Here is an 18,537-nt window from a genome sequence, read left to right as displayed (position 1 = left end):
GCCCGCGTTGCTCAGCGGCAGCGGCCGCGGGCGTCGAAGCGGGCTTCGCCGTCCGGCACCAGCGTTTTCTCCACCTGCCCCTCTTCCATGGAGGGCAGTACCGCAAAGTGCCCCTTCATCTCCACGTAAACCGCCTGCCCCGGCGCCGGGCGGGCGTTAATATAGGCCTGCTCGAGCTCGATCGTATTGCTCACTGGATATACGTTGTCCGTCGCGCAGTCGTGGAACGTGGCGGCATCCGCCATATAGCGGTACATCCCTTTCACGTTCATCGCCGTCACCGGCAGCGGCGAGGTGGCCGCCCTCAGCGTGTAGTTGAACGGCGAGTCTATCTCATTACCGCTGGCGTCCAGCAGGCGCATGTCATTCCCGACCGGACGGAAGTAGCGCTTCTCGCCGTCGCTGCCGATCAGCACCAGGCGATCGGCGGTGCGCTGCCAGCGCCCGTATTCGGCGAAGCTCTGATCGCCATCGCGGCTGGCGCGGTAGATCGACTTCAGTACAAAGCTGCCGTCCTTGTCCAAGAACAGCGACATCTCCATGCCGCCGCAGTCGGCGCACGGCAGCGTGCCTTGAAAACTCTGCGCCATCGGCACCAGAGGCTGTTCAGCGTACTGCGTACGCGCATGACACCCAAACAGGGTGATCACCCCCGCCGCCAACAACAGCGAAATAGCCAGTTTTTTCACAGTTTCTCTCCTACTGTGCAAACGAATGCAATATCAAACGGGCGACCTGCATGTCCCCCGGCGCCGCCGACGCGGCGGCAGCGCGAAAAAAGCGTCACGATCTAGCCCGGCGTGACCTTGCCGCGCAGCGACTTCAGCGATCCGCGCCGCGTTTTATCGTCGGTGCGCCGACGACGCGCGCTGCGGCTGGGCGCCGTGGCCCGGCGCGGCTTCGCCACCTCTGTGGCTTGGCGGATCAGCGCCGCCAGGCGGGCCAGCGCATCGTCTCGGTTCTGCGCCTGGGTACGGAACGACTGGGACTTGATCACCACCACGCCGTCATCCGTAATCAGATGGTGCTGCATGGCCAGCAGCCGCTGCTGGTAAACCGGCGGCAGGCTGGAGGCCCGAATATCAAAGCGCAGGTGAATGGCGCTGGACACTTTATTGACATTCTGCCCGCCGTTTCCCTGCGCGCGAATGGCGCTCAGCGAAATCTCCCGTTCGGGGATCGTTAGGCGGGCGTTGATATACAGCATCTCAGACGCTACCCTGCTGCCAGACATCCAGCGCGATCTCGACGCTGTGCGCGGGATCGGAAACCCACAGCTGCCCCTCTTGGCGCGTCACCTGCAAATCCATAGTTCTGGTCGCCAGCGCCGCCAGTTGGCTCAGAGCCTCGTCATCGATAAAATAGATGCTCAGCGGGCGCAGCGTCGCCAGGCGCGCCTGATTCTGCTGCCACCAGACCCGCGCGGCCCGCTCACTATAGGCGTACAGCACCACCTGGCGCGAGAGCGAGCAGGCTTTTTTAAGACGTTTCTCATCCGGCAGGCCCAGTTCAATCCACAGATCCACGCCGTTGTAGTCGTTGCGCAGCCACAGCTCTGGCTCGTCGTCTGCGCAGAGCCCCTTGGTAAACGTCAGCCGCTCATCCGCATGACAGCACCAGGCCAGCAGGCGCAGCATCATGCGCTGCTCCGTCTCGGAGGGGTGCTGCGCCAGCGTCAGCGCGGCATCCTGATAGTGGTGCCGATCCATGTCGGCAATATTGACGTTGGCCTTATAAATGGTTGCCTTCAGTGCCATGCGTTTCCCCATTTCGAATCTTTACTCCATTTTACCCGTTTTTACCGCCCGGCACGAATCCATGCCGGGGGAAAAGCGCACTTTTTATCGTCGGGCGCCGTTGTGCCCCGCTGCCGCCGGCGCAACCCTGTGATATAGTCAAAATGGAGATTTATCCGCAGGTAAGCGCACCTCACCCGCAGGATAACGCCAGCGGGTTACGCTCTATAGGAGAAGACGTTGCAACAATACTCTGCGTTGGTTCGGCGTAGATATGCCGAGATCGCCAGCGGCGACCTTGGCTATATCCCCGATGCAATAGGGTGTGCCTTAAAGGCACTGGATGCGGTTGCGGCCGATGAACAGCTGCCACCGGCCGTTAGGGAACAGGCGGCCTATGCCGCCGCGAACTTATTGGTGAGTGATTATGTCGACGACTGAAGAGTATCAACCCATCAACTGCGATGATTACGACAGCCTGGAGCTCGCCTGCCAGCACCATTTGGTTCTACAGATCGTTCTGCGCGACGGTGAAACGCTTGAGGGACAGGCCAGCGATCTGATCTCCCGTAAGCACGTGGAGTATCTGCTGGTCACCAGCCAGGGCCAGCACCGCGAACTGCGTCTGGATCACATTGCCCGCTTTAGCCACCCGACGCTGGGCACCATCACCATCAGCATGCCGTAGCAGCGTGCGCTCTCCCATTCGGTCGGGGCCCCACGGCGCCCCGACTCTCCATTACGATTACGGCGCCGCCGGCGGCGTCAGGCTGGCATAGTACGCTGCCAGATCCTTCATATCCTGTTCGCTGAGACGCGCGACGTAGGCCGACATGATCCCCGCCTGCCCACCGTGGCGCGTCCCCGCCTTATATCCCTGCATCGCCTCGACCAGGCGCTGCGCACTCAGCCCAGCCAGCGGCGGATAGATCGGCGCCAGCCCCTGCCCCTGAACCCCGTGGCAGGAGGCGCAGGATGCCGACTTCTGCCGTCCAGCGGCAGCATCGCCGCCCGCCTGCGCCGCCAAGGGCAACGCTAGCGCGAGCGCCAGTATCCCCATCACACCCCGTTTCATCGCCATCCTCCTGAGAAATCCGTTGTCGACCGCTACATCCAGTCCTTAGACCAGTGAATATTCCACGCCGTCGCGCCGGCCGTCGCCTGTCCCTCTTGGGTAACAAACACGCCCAGCGCGGCGATCAGGCGCTCACCATAATACAGCATCGGGGTGCGTTCACGCTCCCAGGGCGGAATATGCAGCTCCTGCCAGATTTTTTTTATCGCCCGAGAGTGGCGGCGACCCACGATGCGCAGCACGCCCTGCGCACAAAAACGGATGGTGACGGCTTCGTCGGGCGCGGGTGCCCGTACGCTGACGCCCCGGCTGCCTAGCTGCAGCTCCCCCAGCCCATCGGGCAGCGTCAGCGGCTGGCGCGGATCCCAGCGCAGCACCTCGTCACGCAGCGAGCGCAGCGGCGGCAACAGGTAGAGCCGACGTCGGAAGCGGCGCACCTGACACTTGGCCAGGTGCAGCTGCGGCTCGGCGTCCTCGCGGGCCAGCGCGACCTCATGCCATAGGCGCTGCAGCTGCTCGCGCGTCGGCATCATCACGCCAAAGCAGGCGATCCAGCGCCGCAGCAGCGCATAGCGTTTGGCCTCGGACAGCGGCAGCAAGCCGTCGATGCTCAGGGCATCATCTTCGCTCATCAGCGCCTGCAGCGACTCCATCAGCAGTTCGTCCAGCAGCTGCTCCTGTTCGGCGCACAGGCTGGCGCTGCGCGCCACAGCCTCTGAAAAATGGGGCCAGCGCTCACGCAGCAGCGGCACAATGCGCATACGCAGGAAGTTGCGATCGAAGCGGGCATCGGTATTGCTGTCATCCTCGACCCAGGAGAGATGGTGCGCCTGCGCATAAGCCGTGAGCTGTTCACGGGAGATATCCAGCAGCGGACGCAGCTGTTCGCAGGCGAAAAACGGCATGCTTTGCGCCATCGCCGACAGCCCGGTCGGGCCGCTGCCGCGTTTAAGCGCCAGCAGGAAGGTTTCACACTGATCGTCCAGATGCTGCGCGGTCAGCAGAGTTTCGTGGCTGTCGATCAGTTCGGCAATCCCCCGGTAGCGGGCATCGCGCGCCGCGGCCTCCACGCTGTTGCGCTGGGTATCGACCTGAACGTGCAGTACGTGCAGCGGCACCTGCCACAGATAGCACACCGACTCACAGTGGTCGACCCACTGATCGGCGAAATGGCTCAGCCCATGGTGCACATGCACCACCCGCAGGCGTAAGTGGGGAAGACGGCTGGCGCGCAGCTGTACCAGCGCATGCAGCAGCACCGTGGAGTCCAAACCGCCGCTAAAGGCAACCAACAGATGCTGACGCCCGGCCAGCCTGTCGGCGATGTGCCTCTGGATATCTAGGGTATTCATGGAAGTATTTGCGGCTTTCACCGCCCTGCATCGATAAGTATCAGCACGTTAACCAGCAATTCCGCGAGAAGCAAGCCTCTTGCTCTCCACGCCGCGCCGGGGAGCGTTCCCCCGCGCAAACGCCGTCGGTCTCCGTGCCGTTTGATGCCGCCACGCGGACGGCATCCCCGGCATCCGATTTTACTCTGACACCGCCTGCGGCGCAGCGCGCCGTACCAGCAGCAGGTTAACCAGCCAAATCACGGCCACCAGCGCGACGCATCCCAGCGCCCCCCAGGCGATATCGCTAAAGACGTTGGCGTAGGCCATCACCGAGTGGGTGAGCGCGTCGCCGCCGTGGGCAAAGCTGGATTCGGCGGTCTGATTGGCGATGATCCCGGCCAGATAGTTGGCTACCGATCCGGTCGCCAGCATATAGATCCCGGTGAGGACGCCCGTCACTCCGGGGATCGTCAGGCGCGTGATCTGCGCCATGGCGACCGGATCGATAAACAGTTCTGCACAGCCCATCACCGCCAGCCCCAGCACGGTCAGCCCCATGGACGCCTGCCCATGCAGCGCCGCCCAGCGGGCGTTGAAGGTCAAAATGCCGAAGCCGACGCTGATCAGCGCCAGCCCTAGGGCGAACTTGCCCCAGATGCGCAAAATACGGTTACCGCCGCTGCGCTCGCTGACCAACCAGGCCAAAACCACCCCGCAGGCCATCACGGCAAAGCCGTTCACGGACTGGAACAGCGCCGTCGGCACGGTGAAGGAGAGCAGATGACGATTCACAAAGCGGTCGATAAACAGGCTGATCGAGCTGCCGCCCTGCTGGGCAAAGGCCCAGAACAGCGTACCCAGCGCCATCAGGATCACTATCTGGATTAGCCCACGACGCTGTTCGGGCGTGGCCCGACGAAAAATTTTGCCCAGGATGATCATCGCCGCCGCGCAGACCAGCGCCAGCGCATAGCTGGACCAGTCGCGCCAAAACAGGACGGCGACCAGCAGCGGGGAGAGCAGCAGTCCCAGCAGCAGCCAGCTCCAGTTGGGCAACACGGCCCTGCGCGCCTGCAGCGCCTGACGATTCACCCCGCTCGTATGGCGGAAGTGACGATGTCCGCACATAAAAATCACCAGACCGGCAAACATGCCGATCCCCGCCAGCGCAAAGCCGACGTGCCAACCGTACTGTTCGGCGGCCAGACCACAGGCAATCGGCGCTATGATCGAGCCAATATTTCCCGCCGCATACAGTAAGGAGAAGCCCCCGTCACGGCGCGGATCCTCTGCAGAGTAGAGTTCGCCGAGCAGGCAGCTGATATTCGATTTGAACAGACCATAGCCGCACACAATGATGGCTAGGGCAAGATAGAGAGAGAACGGAGAGACGGCGCTGAGTCCCAGAACGACGTGTCCCAGCGTCATCAGCGCGGCGCCGGTGACCACCGCCACGCGGTTGCCCAGCAGCTTATCGGCCAGGATACCGCCCAGAATAGGCGTGACATAAACCAGCGATGCATAGGCGCTATACAGGCTAAATGCGTGGGTATCGTTATACCCGAGCTGGTGGGTGAGATAGAGGATCAGTAACGCACGCATGCCGTAAAAGCTGAAATATTCCCAGATTTGTAGCGCTACGACATAGTAGATTGCGCGCGGTTGTGAGGGTGTTTTCATAGATTCTCCCTGACGCGGGGGATAGAACGGAGGGTAAAAATAAAGGGCGCCCCCTGACGGGACGCCCTCGGTCATCAATTACTTCTGTTCAGTTTTGAGCACTTTCACAGTGTAACGACCGTCAGCCTGGCGATAGGCACCGTGGATGTCGGTTTCGAAGCCCGGGTAGTGAGCACCGATTTCGCACAGCATCTGCAGGAACTCCAGAACCGGACGGCTTTCTTCGGTCAGCATTTCACCCGGCATTACCAGCGGAACTCCCGGCGGGTACGGCAGGATCATGTTGGCGTTAACTTTGCCGATCATATCCTCGAGGTAAACCTCTTCGGTCTGACCACGCAGTTCCATCTGGAATGCGTTGTGCGGGTTCATCACCATGGTCGGCAGAACTTCGAAGGCACGGTACATCAGATCCGGCAGGTTGTGATGCTGGATCAGCGCGTGGATGCCCTGGGCCAGTTCCTGAATACGCATGTTTTCATAGAACTCCGGATCTTCACGGTACAGTGAAGGCAGCATGTTCTTAACGCGCAGGTTCAGGTCATAGGCACGTTTGAAGTCGGTCAGACCGCGCAGCAGGCTCATTGCCTTGGTCTTGTCGATACCGATGCTGAACAGGAACAGCAGGTTGTACGGGCCGGTCTTCTCAACGATGATGCCGTGCTCGTCCAGGTATTTAGCCACGATAGAAGCCGGGATACCGGTTTCTGCCATGGTGCCATCTTCCTTCATCCCCGGGGTCAGCAGAGTAACCTTGATCGGGTCCAGGAACATGTGGTCTTCATCGATGTCTTTGAAGCCGTGCCAGGATTCTTTCGGATCCAGGTTCCAGCATTTCGCTTCGTCGATGTGCTCCGGCTGCCATACGTCGAAGAACCAGCCATCAGACTCGCTACGCAGACGTTTGATCTCTTTACGGAAGCGAACGGCGCGTTCGATAGAACCGTTGATCAGACGCTTACCAGCGTTACCCTTCATCATCGCCGCGGCGGTTTCGATGGAAGCCACGATACCGTAGTGCGGAGAGGTAGAGGTGTGCATCATGAACGCTTCGTTGAAGGTTTCTTCGTTGATGTCACCTTTAACGTGGATCATGGACGCCTGAGAGAAGGCCGCCAGCAGTTTGTGAGTAGACTGGGTTTCATAGATAACCTTGCCTTCTACACGACCACCGCTCATACCGCACAGACCTTTGTAGATCGGGCTGAAGTTGGTATAAGGAACCCAAGCTGAGTCGAAGTGGATGGATTTAACATCCAGGGTCTTCTTGATGTACTCAGCGTTGTAGAACAGACCGTCGTAGGTGGAGTTGGTCACCACGGCGTGTACCGGCCAGGTTGCGTTCGGGGTGTTCTTCACGCGCTCTTCGATGGTTTCACGAGTGAATTCACTCTTCGGAATGCCACCCAGGATACCGTAGGCGTTACGGGTCGGACGGAAGTAGATCGGCGTAACGTCGCTCATCATCATCAGGTGAGTCAGAGACTTATGGCAGTTACGGTCGATCATGATGGTGCTGCCGGCCGGCGCAGAGTACATACCGACGATCTTGTTGGCAGTAGACGTACCGTTGGTCACCATGTAGCTGCGTTCAGCGTTGAAAGTACGTGCGATGTACTCTTCAGCTTCTTTATGCGGGCCGGAGTGGTCCAGCAGAGAACCCAGCTCGGAGACAGAGATAGAGATGTCAGATTTCATGGCGTTGGCGCCGTAGAAATCATAGAACAGGCTACCTACCGGGCTCTTCTGGAACGCGGTGCCGCCCATGTGGCCCGGAGTACAGAAGGTGTACTTGCCTTCTTTAACGTAGTTGAACAGCGCCTTGGTCAGCGGCGGCAGGATTTCGTCTACGTAAGCGTCGGTGCTCTGACGGATTTTCAGCGCGATGTCTTCGGCTGCACCCAGTGCATATTCGAAGAATTCAACGTTCAGGCGCAGATCGCTCAGGCTAACGTCCAGGGTAGAGTGGGTGTTAGCGAAAGCGTAAACCGGCAGGTGCTCGTTCATCTCGCTGATGTCACGGCACAGATCCAGGTTATAGGTATCCCAGTCGAAGATAACGCCGCACAGACGTGCGTTGTTGTCGATCAGCTTCAGCAGGTCTTCGCGATCGTTCGGATACACGATCTGGAAATTCTGCGCTTCCAGTGCCTTATGCAGTTCACGAATGGGTTCTTCTTTGAAGTAAACACCCATGTGATTCAGGATGGCAATAATATTCATACTTTAATTCTCCAGGCAAAATGCGGGCCTCTCTCTGCCGTTCGGCAGAACTGTGTCGCAGTAGAGAGAGGCTGGATAAAGTCGTTAAATTACTTGCTGTGTGTAATCGTTATGATTACTAAATCGTCTTACTTCTGTACTTATTTACTTATGCCGCGGCGTTACTGTTGTTCTCAGTATTTTGTGCCTTGCGGGTATTCATCTTACGTGCATAGAACATCAGGATGATCAGGCTGACGATGAAGGTACCGGACAGCTCCATGTTGCCTGCGCCCATCAGTGCGATGAAGCAGAAGCAGCAGCCCAGCACAGCGGCAACCAGACTGACGACGTTCTTAACGTTGGCGCCTTCGAAGCGAATCAGGTCAACGCAAGAGTAGAAGTACGGCAGCATGGTCAGCAGTACGGCGATACCGGTCAGCATACCGAACAGGTCAGAGGCTTTACCGCCGCTGGCGTTCAGGATGGTGATCAGCACCATCAGTACGGTCATTTTCACGGAAGCCAGCAGCAGGCCTTTCTTCGGAATGCCGTTCTTATCCATCTCACCGTAAACTTTCGGGAAGTTACCGTCGTTGGCGGCACGAACACCGGCCTGGCCAACCAGCATCATCCAAGAACCCAGAGAGGTCAGGCAGGCGAATGCGGTGAAGGCGGAAACAACCGGACCAGCCCAGTGACCGACCATGGCAGAGGCGGAGACAGCGAACGGCGCGCCAGAGGCAGCCATTTCACTGGCCGGGAACATACCAGCGATAACCTGAGTTGCGGCGATATAAACGATACCAGCCAGGCAGGTACCCATCATGGTTGCCAGCGGAACGGTACGCTGCGGGTTTTTCACCATACCGGTGCTCACGGCAGCGGATTCAACACCGACGAACGCCCACAGGCACAGCAGGATACTTTTAACTACCGCGTGAGTATCAGTACCGCCAGAGGTGTTCCAGTTAGCGTGATAAACAGCCGGATCGAACCAGGCCCAGCCGGCGATGGCGGTGCCCACAACCGGGATCAGCACCAGAACCAGACCGATAGTGGTCAGACGGCTCACCCAGGTACCACCCAGCATGTTAACGAAGGTGAAGATCCAGACGATGGCGATACAGGCGATGCCGGCGGCAATCGGGCTGTTCAGCACCGGGAAGAAGGTGGACAGGTAAGAGACGGCGGTAATGCCGATAGCCAGGTTACCGATCCAGTTAGCGTGGTAATAAAGAACACCGGTCTGGAAACCAAAAGCAGGACCAACCTCACCGGCATAGGCGATAGGGCCACCCTGCTGCGGGTTTTTGGTAGCCAGTCGCGCATAGACATAGGCCAGTGACATGGCGCCAACCAAAGAAATGATCCAGCCGAAAATGGCGATAGAACCTAAACTCGCCAGGTTCGCAGGCAGAAGTGCAATGCCGCTCCCCATCATATTACCGGCGACTACACCGGTACAGGCGATAAGCCCGATTTTTTTGCTCGATGACATGGTCAAGTTGCTCCTGATTAATTTTCAGATAAGTCGAATTTACTCACTGATGTCTGGCGAGTACCCGACTTGATGGCAGGCATAGTAATGACCCCGGAAAGCAAAGTCCTAAAGGTAAAGTTAAATTCTCAGCGTGTCGCAATAAATGACATCTTGATGTTTTTTAGAGGAAGGTAAAAAAACATCAAGACAATTCATATAAAACCTTACAATACAATGTGTTGACACAATATTGACATGAAGAAATAGCGCAAAAAACACGCTAAAATACCAACAAAATGCTCAGAGCTTTCATCACACAAATGGAGTCAAAAAAGCAAATCGGCGGGGGATGTTGAGGTTTTATCTGGAAGATCCTGGGGCAAAAAAAAGCCCGCCTTCATCGCGGAAGGCGGGCGTGGTCAATCATTATACAAATCTATTCAGATTTCTCTGCATCATAATTGAGCAGGTAAGGTGCGACGCGCTCAATATTAGTTTGGAACACACCATTTTTAATCCAGTCCAGCGTATTATGACCCGGGCGAAGATTAAAGGCGGTGATATAGGCATCGGCGGCCTGGTTATTCTGCCCCTTTAATTCATATACCTTGCCCAGCAACACATAGTTTATCCAGGACATCTCCAGCTCAATCCCCTTATTGATCGCGGCGAAGGCCTGATCCACCTTCCCCTGCCCCAGATAGTCGACGGTATAAATCTGCTGAATGATCGGTGTCCCCTGCAGCAACGGGTTGTGCTCTACGTCATTAATCTCTTGGCGCAGCGCCGCCAGCTGCGAAGCGTTGAGGGGCTGATAGGAGTTAAGCAGAATATCGACCAGCGCCTTCTCCGCCTTGGCATACACAAAGTCGGGGTCCTGCTTAATAATTTGCGTCAACAGCCGGTTGGCCTGATTGAGTGATTCGCTGTCGCCCTGCAGCAGCAGCTGATGGGCCTGGTAATACTGCTGCAGCATCTGACTGTGCGTCGGCATCAGCGCCTCATAACGCTTCTCCAGCGAGGGGGGCATACTGACCTTGAGCACGGTAAAGATACTATTGATAAAGTCCTTCTGAACGCTGAGCAGGTTATCCGGGGTAATAAAGTAGCGCTTTTCCAGCATCACCGAGTTATCCGCGTTGTCCACCAGGCGAACCGACAGGAAACACTGCTGCGCCCGATAGTGGCGCTGATTGACAAACTCGATGTACAGCGACTTGCCTGAGCTGCTCTGGCCGCCATAGTTATAGTTGGTCTGATCGTGGACCAGGAAGGTGGAGTAGGTATTCAGCCCCTGGGTGAGATCCTCACTCAGCCCGATCACGTAGGAGAGCTGATTGGTCCAGTTACTGCAGCTGTTACCGCCCTGGATACGGATATCGATATCACGTGGATTAAGCAGCATCGGCTGGGGCGCCACCGGCACCCGGTTACTGAATACCGCCAGCCCGACAAAGGTCACGCACAGCGCCAGCGCTACCAAAAAGGCCACCCAGACCCAGAAGGAGGAGCGCTTGCCGCGCCGCGGCGTCTGCGCGGCGTCCACGGCCAGCGCTGAGGCAGAGGGCATCACCGGCGCACCGCGCGACGGCGCAGGTTGCGCAACGGGGGTCGGCGCAGATGCGGGGGGCGGCGGTGCGGCGCCAGGCTCCGCGACGGAGCCGAGGCTGACACTCACCGACGGCACACTCGCCTCTACCGCCGCGGGGCTAGCCGGCGTCTCTGCCGGTAAAACCGCCGCAACCGGCTGTTCGAGACTCTCCTCTCCACACCAGATAACCGACTCAACCAGCTTATAGCCTCGCTTCGGAACGGTCACGATATACTCTGGCGCTTCGGGACGCCCATCCTTCAAGTACTTGCGCAACTCGGAGATGCACTGAGTAACAACATGATTGGTAACGATATTTCGTTTCCATACATTATCAATCAGCTCATCTCTGCTCAACACCGTATCAGGATGATGAGCAAAATAGCTCAACATGTCGATGAGTCTGGGCTCAAGTACCAACACGCGTCCTTCGCGGGTGATTTTATTGTCTGCTGCCAGTACTAACCACTCGCCTACGCGGAAAGTTTGCTCTTGCATAGTGTACTAATTGCCCGGAGAGAAAAGTCTGAAGCGTGCCATACTAGCATAGTGCTTAAAGTAACACCTACACGCCATCTATTAATTTACCACCGAAACTGTTTTCTTCGCTAACTACACCTGATACAACTCCAGCGGTAATCCATCCGGATCGCGAAAAAAGGTAAAGCTGCGTCCGGTATATTCGTCACGACGTATCGGCTCACACGTCACGCCGAAACGGGCGAGATGCGCAACGGCCTCCCCCAGATGCGTGACGCTGAACGCCAGGTGGCGCAAACCGCAGGCCTCCGGTGAAGATACCCGCGGCGGCGGCGTCGGAAAGGAAAACAGTTCCAGTGTATAAACGCCGTTCAGCGCCAGATCGCCCTTCCATGAGTCGCGCTCAGCGCGATAATGCTCGTGCACCAAGGAAAAGCCGAGGATATCACAATAAAATGCCTTGCTGCGTGCATAGTCTGACGCAATCAAGGCGATATGATGAAGACGATTGAGCTGCACTATATCTCCCGAGGTCCCATAAGGTGTTGCGGATTATGCCGTGTAGGCTACAAAAGCGTTAGCGCCTGACGAGGGAAAACATACAGAAAATAAAGGCATCAAGCCCGTTTCCGGGCTTGATGTAAAGGGATACCACGGTATGGGGATCAGCAGTAACCGTAGTTCATCAGACGCTGATAGCGACGATCGAGCAGCTCTTCTTTTTCCAGGGTATCCAGATCCGCCAGATCGGTCAGCAGCTGCGCCTTCAGGCTCGCCGCCATCGTCTGCGGATCGCGATGAGCGCCGCCCAGCGGCTCCGGAATCACCGAGTCGATCAGCTTCAGCTCCTGCAAGCGCGGCGCGGTGATACCCATCGCTTCCGCGGCCAGCGGTGCCTTGTCGGCGCTCTTCCACAGGATGGATGCGCATCCCTCCGGTGAGATCACGGAGTAGGTGCTGTACTGCAGCATGTTGACTTTATCGCCAACGCCGATAGCCAGCGCGCCGCCGGAGCCGCCTTCGCCGATGACCGTACAGATGACCGGCACCTTCAGCCCAGACATCTCGCGCAGGTTACGTGCGATAGCCTCAGACTGGCCACGCTCTTCCGCGCCCACGCCCGGATAGGCGCCCGGCGTATCGATAAAGGTGACGATCGGCAGGTTAAAGCGCTCCGCCAGCTCCATCAGGCGCAGCGCCTTGCGGTAGCCCTCCGGCGCCGGCATGCCGAAGTTACGGCGGATCTTCTCTTTGGTCTCGCGTCCTTTCTGATGGCCAATCACCATCACCGGACGGCCGTCCAGACGAGCCGTACCACCGACAATGGCCTTGTCGTCGGCGTAGGCGCGATCGCCGGCCAGCTCATCGAAGTCGGTGAAAATATGCTGAATATAATCCAGGGTATAGGGGCGACGCGGATGACGCGCCAGCTGGGCAATCTGCCAGGCTCCCAGATCGGCAAAAATCTTACGGGTCAGCTCAACGCTCTTCTCACGCAGGCGCTGGACCTCCTCGTCGATATTAATATCCAATTTTTCGTCTTGACGGCTGAGAGCGTTCAGCGAATCGATCTTCGCTTCAAGTTCGGCAATCGGCTGTTCAAAATCCAGAAAATTCAGACTCATAGTATTCCTATATTAGTCAAATTCCAGTTCCACCTGTTCACATCCCACCAGCGTGCGCAGATCGAGCAGCAGGCGATCCGTCGGCGTCACGCGCCAGGCTGCACCGAAGCGAACCCGGGCCCGCGCATCCGCACGCTGATAATACAGGTGTACTGGGATCGTCCCCGAACGATGTGGTTCCAGCGCTTCACGGAGACGGTTTAAAAGCTGATCATCAATTTGCCTGTCAGTCAGCGAGATGGCAAGTCCGCGTGCATATTTTTCACGGGCTTCGCTGATATCCATTAACTCGCGGGCGATCATTTTAAGGCCGCCGCTGAAGTCATCAAAGCTGACCTGTCCGCTGGCGATCAGGATACGGTCTTTCTCCAGCAAATGCTGGTATTTTTCCAGCGCATCGGTGAACAGCATCACCTCCAGACGGCCGGAGCGATCGTCCAGAGTGCACATTCCGATGCGGTTACCACGCTTGGTGGTCATCACCCGAGCGCCCAGCACCAGCCCCACGGCGGTGGTCATCTTACCACGATCCGTCGGGTGCATATCCTTCAGACGACCGCCGCCGGCATAGCGTTCGATCTCTTTCAGATACTGGGTGATCGGATGGCCGGTCAGGTACAGCCCCAGGGTCTCGCGCTCACCGTCCAGCACCATCTGGACTGGCCAAGGCGGCACGCTGCCATAGGATTGCTCCACCTGCTCCGGTTCTTCCGCCAGCACGCCAAACATGTCCGCCTGCCCGATGGCCTCGGCGCGGGCGTGCTGCTCGGCGGCCTTCAGCGCATCGTTAAGCGAGCTCATCAGCGCCGCGCGGTGCGGCCCCAGGCGATCGAAGGCACCGGACATGATCAGCTTCTCCATCACTCGACGGTTCAGCTTCTTGGTATCGGTGCGGGCGCACAGGTCAAACAGATCCTTAAAATAGCCCTGTTCGCCGCTGTTGCGCGCCTCGATGATCGCCTCGATAGGCCCCTCCCCCACCCCTTTGATGGCGCCGATACCGTAGACGATCTCGCCCTCATCGTTGACGTGGAAGTGGTACTGCCCGCTGTTGATGTCCGGCGGCAGGATCTTCAGCCCCATGCGCCAGCACTCATCCACCAGCCCGACCACCTTATCGGTGTTATCCATATCGGCGGTCATCACCGCCGCCATAAACTCGGCCGGATAGTGGGTTTTCAGCCACAGCGTCTGGTAAGAGACCAGCGCATAGGCAGCGGAGTGCGACTTGTTAAAGCCATACCCGGCGAACTTCTCCACCAGGTCGAAGATGTGCATCGCCAGCTCGCCGTTGACGCCGTTGTTCCTGGCGCCCTCTTCAAACACCGAACGCTGCTTGGCCATCTCCTCGGGCTTTTTCTTACCCATCGCACGGCGCAGCAGGTCGGCGCCGCCCAGCGAGTAGCCGGCCAGCACCTGGGCTATCTGCATCACCTGTTCCTGATACAGGATCACGCCGTAGGTCGGCTCCAGCACCGGCTTCAGACTCTCATGCTGCCACTCGCGGTCTGGGTAAGAGAGCTCTTCACGACCGTGCTTACGGTCGATAAAGTTATCGACCATCCCCGACTGCAGCGGGCCGGGGCGGAACAGCGCCACCAGCGCGATCATATCTTCGAAGCAGTCCGGCTTCAGGCGCTTGATCAGATCCTTCATCCCGCGCGATTCCAGCTGGAATACCGCCGTGGTCTCCGCGCGCTGCAGGATATCGAAGCTCTTCTGATCGTCGAGCGGAATGGCGGCGATATCCACCGGATCCAGCCCCTGACGCGCGCGGCGGGCGTTGATCATCTCCAGCGCCCAGTTGATGATGGTCAGGGTACGCAGGCCCAGGAAGTCAAACTTCACCAGGCCGGCATACTCCACGTCGCTCTTGTCGAATTGCGTGACCGGGTGGTTACCCTCGGCATCGCAGTACAGCGGCGCAAAGTCGGTGATCTTGGTCGGCGAGATAACCACCCCGCCGGCGTGCTTACCGGCGTTGCGGGTGACCCCCTCCAGCTTGCGCGCCATATCGATCAGCGCCCGCACCTCTTCATCCGCCTCGTAGATCTCCGGCAGCTGCGGCTCCGCCTCAAAGGCCTTGGCCAAGGTCATGCCGGGATCCGGCGGCACCAGCTTGGAGATGCGATCGACAAAGCCGTAGGGATGACCCAGCACGCGTCCCACGTCGCGGATCACCGCCTTGGCCGCCATGGTACCGAAGGTGATGATCTGCGATACCGCTTCGCGGCCATACATATCGGCGACGTGATCGATAACCCGATCGCGCTTCTCCATGCAGAAGTCGACGTCAAAGTCGGGCATGGAGACGCGTTCCGGGTTGAGGAAACGTTCGAACAGCAGATCGAAGGCCAGCGGATCGAGGTCGGTAATCTTCAGCGAATAGGCCACCAGCGAACCGGCGCCGGAGCCGCGCCCCGGCCCCACCGGAACCCCGTTATCCTTAGACCACTGGATAAACTCCATCACGATCAGGAAGTAGCCGGGGAACCCCATCTGGTTGATCACCTTCAGCTCGATCTCCAGACGCTCATCGTAAGGCGGGCGCAGTCGTGCGCGGTCCGCCTCATCGGGGAACAGGAACGAAAGACGCTCCTCCAGCCCCTCGTGCGCCTTCTTCACCAGGAAATCCTCCGTCGACATCTCCCCGGTGGGGAACTGCGGCAGAAAATACTGGCCGAGCCGGATGGTCACATTACAACGCTTAGCAATCTCTACGCTGTTCTGCAGCGCTTCGGGCAGATCGGCGAACAGCTCGCACATCTCCTCCTCGCTGCGCATGTATTGCTGAGCGCTATAGTTACGCGGACGCTTGGGATCGTCTAAGGTGTAGCCGTCGTGGATCGCCACGCGGATCTCATGGGCGTCAAAGTCCGAGGCCTCCAAGAAGCGGACGTCGTTGGTCGCTACCAGCGGTAAATCACGCTGCTGCGCCAGCTCCACCGCCAGGTGCAGGTAGCTCTCCTCATCGGGGCGCCCGGTGCGCACCAGCTCTAAAAAGTAGCTATCCGGAAAGTGCTGTTGGTAGAAATCCACGCACTCACCGACCAGCGTCTGATTACCGCGCAGCAGCAGCTTACCCACGTCGCCGTGACGGGCGCCGGAGAGCAAAATCAGCCCTGCGCGGTACGCGATCAGCCAATCGCGATCGATCGTAGGCCCCTCGGCGCCATAGCCGCGCTGGTAAGCGTGTGAGATAAGCTGGGTCAGATTCTGGTAGCCCTCATTATCGCAGGCCAGAATCGTCAGCGCCGACAGCTCATCGCCCATCGTCTCGCTGCGAACCAGGACATCGGCGCCGACCAGCGGCTTGATCCCGGCGCCGTGCGCGCTGCCATAAAACTTAACCAGCCCGCACAGGTTGGTATGGTCCGTGATCGCGAAGGCGGGCATCCCCAGCGCGGCGACCTTCTTGACCAGCGGCGCGGTTTTAGCCAGCCCGTCAATCATCGAATAGTCACTGTGCACATGCAGATGTATAAAACGTGGTTCCGCCATCGAACGATTACCTTTTAATACCAGAAAACGATGTCATCCCAGAGAGGGATGACAGACTACAGGCCCAGTACCCGCTTCACCGGCCCAAAGCTGCGGCGGTGATGTTCGGTGGCCCCCAGCGCCGCCAAGCGCTCCAGGTGCAGTGCGGTAGGATAGCCCTTATGCTGGGCAAAGCCATATTCGGGATACTGCCGATCCAGCTCGGCCATTTCGCGATCGCGCGTCACCTTGGCCAGGATCGAGGCCGCGCTGATCTCCGCCACCCGGCTATCGCCTTTGACTACCGCCTGCGCCGCCATCGGCAGCGCCGGACAGCGGTTGCCGTCGATCAGGACAAAGTCCGGCGGCAGCGCCAGCCCGGCCACCGCCCGCTGCATCGCCACCATCGTGGCCTGCAGAATATTGAGGCGATCGATCTCTTCCGCCTCTGCCCGGCCCAGGCTCCAGCACAGCGCCTTCTCGACGATCTCGTCATACAGCGCGCAGCGCCGCTTTTCGCTCAGCTTTTTGGAGTCGGCCAGCCCGGCAATCGGACGCGCGGGATCCAAGATCACCGCCGCCGTCACCACCGCGCCCACCAACGGTCCACGGCCGACCTCATCGACGCCGGCGATGCGCTCGGCGCAGGGGTAGACAAAAATATCACTCATTGGAAGACTCCCGAGGATCCGCAGCCAACGCCAGCACCGCCTCGGCGGCTTGCTCATCGGCGCCGCAGCGGATCTGGCGGTGCAGCTGTAAAAAGGTCTGCTTCAGCGCCTGAGTCTGCGCGCCGTCGGCCAGCAGCGGCGCCAGCGCCTGCGCCAGACGCGGCGGCTGACACTCGTGCTGCAGCAGCTCGTCGACCAGTCGACGACCGGCCAACAGGTTGGGCAGAGAGACAAACTCGGTTTTTACCAGACGCTGCGCCAGCCAAAACGTAAAGGGCTTCATGCGGTAGGCCACCACCATCGGGCACTTGGCCAGCATACACTCCAGCGCCGCCGTTCCCGACGCCAGCAGCGCCGCATCGCTGGCGTACATGGCGTTACGCGCCTGACCGTCCAGCAGATGCGCCGGCAGATCCGGCGCCACCTCCGCCTTGATGCGCTCAAACTGCGCGCGACGCCGGGCGTTGACCAGCGGCACCACGATCTGCAGATCGGGGTAGGTCTGCCGCAGCAGCAGCGCAGTACGCAGAAAATCGGCGCTCAGCATCTCGACTTCGGCGCTGCGACTGCCGGGCAGCAGCGCCAAACAGCGCGCATCGGCGGCGATCCCCAGCGCGCGGCGCGCCGCGGCGCGATCCGGCGCCAACGGCATCGCATCGGCCATGGTGTGGCCGATAAAGCGGCACGGTACATTGAAACGGTCGTAGAAGGCTTTCTCAAACGGCAGGAAGGCCAGCACCAGATCGGTGGCGCGGCCAATCTTAAACACCCGCTTCTGACGCCAGGCCCAGACGGAGGGACTGACATAGTGGATGGTGCGAATGCCGCGCTGGTGCAGGTGGCCTTCCAGGGTCAGGTTGAAGTCCGGCGCATCGATACCGACAAACACGTCCGGGCGCAGCGCCGTAAAGCGCTGAGTCAGCTCGCGGCGAATGCGCAGCAGGCGCGGCAAACGCTCCAGCACCTCAACGATGCCCATCACCGCCAGCTCTTCCATCTCGAACCAGGCTTCACAGCCCTCGGCCTGCATCAGCGGACCCGCCACGCCGACGAAGCGGGCGTCGGGGTGACGCGCCCTCAGCGCCCGGATCAGCCCCGCACCGAGAATATCGCCGGAGGTCTCCCCGGCGACCAGACCAATGGTAAGCGGGCGCGAACCCCGCGCTGACGCCACCATGGA

The 18,537-nt window shown here is 59.3% G+C and carries 16 protein-coding genes; 2 read left to right on the top strand and 14 right to left on the bottom strand.

Annotation, left to right across the window (positions count from 1 at the left end):
• Window positions 1-11 precede the first annotated feature (11 nt).
• The 3 genes from nlpE to BRD58_RS04050 all read right to left on the bottom strand — a co-directional run bounded on the left by nlpE (window position 12) and on the right by BRD58_RS04050 (window position 1,757).
• A complete protein-coding gene (gene nlpE / locus BRD58_RS04060) occupies window positions 12-689 on the bottom strand; it encodes an envelope stress response activation lipoprotein NlpE (RefSeq protein ID WP_012847634.1) in 678 nt (225 codons plus the stop codon).
• A gap of 101 nt (window positions 690-790) precedes the next feature.
• On the bottom strand, window positions 791-1,207 hold the full coding sequence (arfB, locus tag BRD58_RS04055; RefSeq protein ID WP_012847633.1) for an alternative ribosome rescue aminoacyl-tRNA hydrolase ArfB: 417 nt from the start codon (window positions 1,205-1,207) through the stop codon (window positions 791-793).
• 1 nt (window position 1,208) lies between these two features.
• On the bottom strand, window positions 1,209-1,757 hold the full coding sequence (locus BRD58_RS04050) for a YaeQ family protein (RefSeq protein WP_012847632.1): 549 nt from the start codon (window positions 1,755-1,757) through the stop codon (window positions 1,209-1,211).
• A gap of 219 nt (window positions 1,758-1,976) precedes the next feature.
• Here BRD58_RS04050 and BRD58_RS04045 point away from each other — a divergent pair, with 219 nt between their 5' ends.
• Window positions 1,977-2,177 carry a YaeP family protein gene (locus BRD58_RS04045; RefSeq protein ID WP_012847630.1) on the top strand — a complete coding sequence of 67 codons (201 nt, stop codon included), beginning with the start codon at window positions 1,977-1,979 and terminating at the stop codon, window positions 2,175-2,177.
• A complete protein-coding gene (gene rof, locus BRD58_RS04040) occupies window positions 2,164-2,424 on the top strand; it encodes a Rho-binding antiterminator (protein ID WP_012847629.1) in 261 nt (86 codons plus the stop codon). The genes BRD58_RS04045 and rof overlap by 14 nt, the downstream gene beginning before the upstream one ends.
• 57 nt (window positions 2,425-2,481) lie before the next feature.
• Here rof and BRD58_RS04035 read toward each other — a convergent pair whose 3' ends face one another.
• The 11 genes from BRD58_RS04035 to lpxB form a co-directional block, all read right to left on the bottom strand.
• Window positions 2,482-2,811: a c-type cytochrome gene (locus BRD58_RS04035; protein WP_012847628.1), complete on the bottom strand. Its 330-nt coding sequence runs from the start codon at window positions 2,809-2,811 to the stop codon at window positions 2,482-2,484.
• Between the two features lie 32 nt (window positions 2,812-2,843).
• Window positions 2,844-4,163, bottom strand: coding sequence for a tRNA lysidine(34) synthetase TilS (tilS, locus tag BRD58_RS04030; RefSeq protein WP_012847627.1), 1,320 nt, complete (start codon window positions 4,161-4,163; stop codon window positions 2,844-2,846).
• Window positions 4,164-4,343: 180 nt separating this feature from the next.
• Complete coding sequence (gene dtpD / locus BRD58_RS04025; RefSeq protein ID WP_015461013.1) at window positions 4,344-5,825, bottom strand: dipeptide permease DtpD; 1,482 nt, start codon at window positions 5,823-5,825, stop codon at window positions 4,344-4,346.
• 78 nt (window positions 5,826-5,903) lie between these two features.
• Entirely contained in the window at window positions 5,904-8,048 is a 2,145-nt protein-coding gene (locus BRD58_RS04020) for a lysine decarboxylase CadA (protein ID WP_012847625.1), read from the bottom strand.
• 148 nt (window positions 8,049-8,196) lie between these two features.
• Entirely contained in the window at window positions 8,197-9,528 is a 1,332-nt protein-coding gene (cadB, locus tag BRD58_RS04015) for a cadaverine/lysine antiporter (RefSeq protein ID WP_012847624.1), read from the bottom strand.
• A 418-nt stretch (window positions 9,529-9,946) separates the two neighbouring features.
• Window positions 9,947-11,599, bottom strand: a complete 1,653-nt coding sequence (gene cadC / locus BRD58_RS04010; RefSeq protein WP_041692712.1) for a lysine decarboxylation/transport transcriptional activator CadC — start codon at window positions 11,597-11,599, stop codon at window positions 9,947-9,949.
• Between the two features lie 114 nt (window positions 11,600-11,713).
• The gene (locus tag BRD58_RS04005; RefSeq protein ID WP_012847622.1) at window positions 11,714-12,100 is read right to left on the bottom strand and encodes a VOC family protein; all 387 of its coding nucleotides are present in this window, start codon (window positions 12,098-12,100) and stop codon (window positions 11,714-11,716) included.
• A gap of 146 nt (window positions 12,101-12,246) precedes the next feature.
• A complete protein-coding gene (gene accA, locus BRD58_RS04000) occupies window positions 12,247-13,206 on the bottom strand; it encodes an acetyl-CoA carboxylase carboxyl transferase subunit alpha (RefSeq protein WP_012847621.1) in 960 nt (319 codons plus the stop codon).
• A 12-nt stretch (window positions 13,207-13,218) separates the two neighbouring features.
• Window positions 13,219-16,707 (bottom strand): DNA polymerase III subunit alpha, encoded by a 3,489-nt coding sequence (dnaE, locus tag BRD58_RS03995; RefSeq protein ID WP_012847620.1) that lies wholly within the window; start codon window positions 16,705-16,707, stop codon window positions 13,219-13,221.
• A gap of 56 nt (window positions 16,708-16,763) precedes the next feature.
• Window positions 16,764-17,357: a ribonuclease HII gene (gene rnhB / locus BRD58_RS03990; RefSeq protein WP_012847619.1), complete on the bottom strand. Its 594-nt coding sequence runs from the start codon at window positions 17,355-17,357 to the stop codon at window positions 16,764-16,766.
• Window positions 17,350-18,534, bottom strand: a complete 1,185-nt coding sequence (gene lpxB / locus BRD58_RS03985) for a lipid-A-disaccharide synthase (protein ID WP_073381618.1) — start codon at window positions 18,532-18,534, stop codon at window positions 17,350-17,352. Before lpxB ends, rnhB begins: the two co-directional genes overlap by 8 nt.
• Window positions 18,535-18,537 lie beyond the last annotated feature (3 nt).

It is taken from the genome of Edwardsiella piscicida, assembly GCF_001896205.1.
GTDB classification, from domain to species: domain Bacteria; phylum Pseudomonadota; class Gammaproteobacteria; order Enterobacterales; family Enterobacteriaceae; genus Edwardsiella; species Edwardsiella piscicida.
The sequence above is the reverse complement of the archived record's forward strand: the minus strand, read 5'-3'. Positions and strand labels throughout refer to the sequence as shown.

What these genes read in the sequence shown, in the direction of transcription:
- lpxB (WP_073381618.1), bottom strand. Translation starts at nt 18,534, where the DNA reads ATGGTGGCGTCAGCGCGGGGTTCGCGCCCGCTTACCATTGGTCTGGTC.
- rof (WP_012847629.1), top strand. Translation starts at nt 2,164, where the DNA reads ATGTCGACGACTGAAGAGTATCAACCCATCAACTGCGATGATTACGAC.
- accA (WP_012847621.1), bottom strand. Translation starts at nt 13,206, where the DNA reads ATGAGTCTGAATTTTCTGGATTTTGAACAGCCGATTGCCGAACTTGAA.
- BRD58_RS04020 (WP_012847625.1), bottom strand. Translation starts at nt 8,048, where the DNA reads ATGAATATTATTGCCATCCTGAATCACATGGGTGTTTACTTCAAAGAA.
- BRD58_RS04035 (WP_012847628.1), bottom strand. Translation starts at nt 2,811, where the DNA reads ATGAAACGGGGTGTGATGGGGATACTGGCGCTCGCGCTAGCGTTGCCC.
- dnaE (WP_012847620.1), bottom strand. Translation starts at nt 16,707, where the DNA reads ATGGCGGAACCACGTTTTATACATCTGCATGTGCACAGTGACTATTCG.
- cadC (WP_041692712.1), bottom strand. Translation starts at nt 11,599, where the DNA reads ATGCAAGAGCAAACTTTCCGCGTAGGCGAGTGGTTAGTACTGGCAGCA.
- BRD58_RS04050 (WP_012847632.1), bottom strand. Translation starts at nt 1,757, where the DNA reads ATGGCACTGAAGGCAACCATTTATAAGGCCAACGTCAATATTGCCGAC.
- tilS (WP_012847627.1), bottom strand. Translation starts at nt 4,163, where the DNA reads ATGAATACCCTAGATATCCAGAGGCACATCGCCGACAGGCTGGCCGGG.
- arfB (WP_012847633.1), bottom strand. Translation starts at nt 1,207, where the DNA reads ATGCTGTATATCAACGCCCGCCTAACGATCCCCGAACGGGAGATTTCG.
- dtpD (WP_015461013.1), bottom strand. Translation starts at nt 5,825, where the DNA reads ATGAAAACACCCTCACAACCGCGCGCAATCTACTATGTCGTAGCGCTA.
- cadB (WP_012847624.1), bottom strand. Translation starts at nt 9,528, where the DNA reads ATGTCATCGAGCAAAAAAATCGGGCTTATCGCCTGTACCGGTGTAGTC.
- rnhB (WP_012847619.1), bottom strand. Translation starts at nt 17,357, where the DNA reads ATGAGTGATATTTTTGTCTACCCCTGCGCCGAGCGCATCGCCGGCGTC.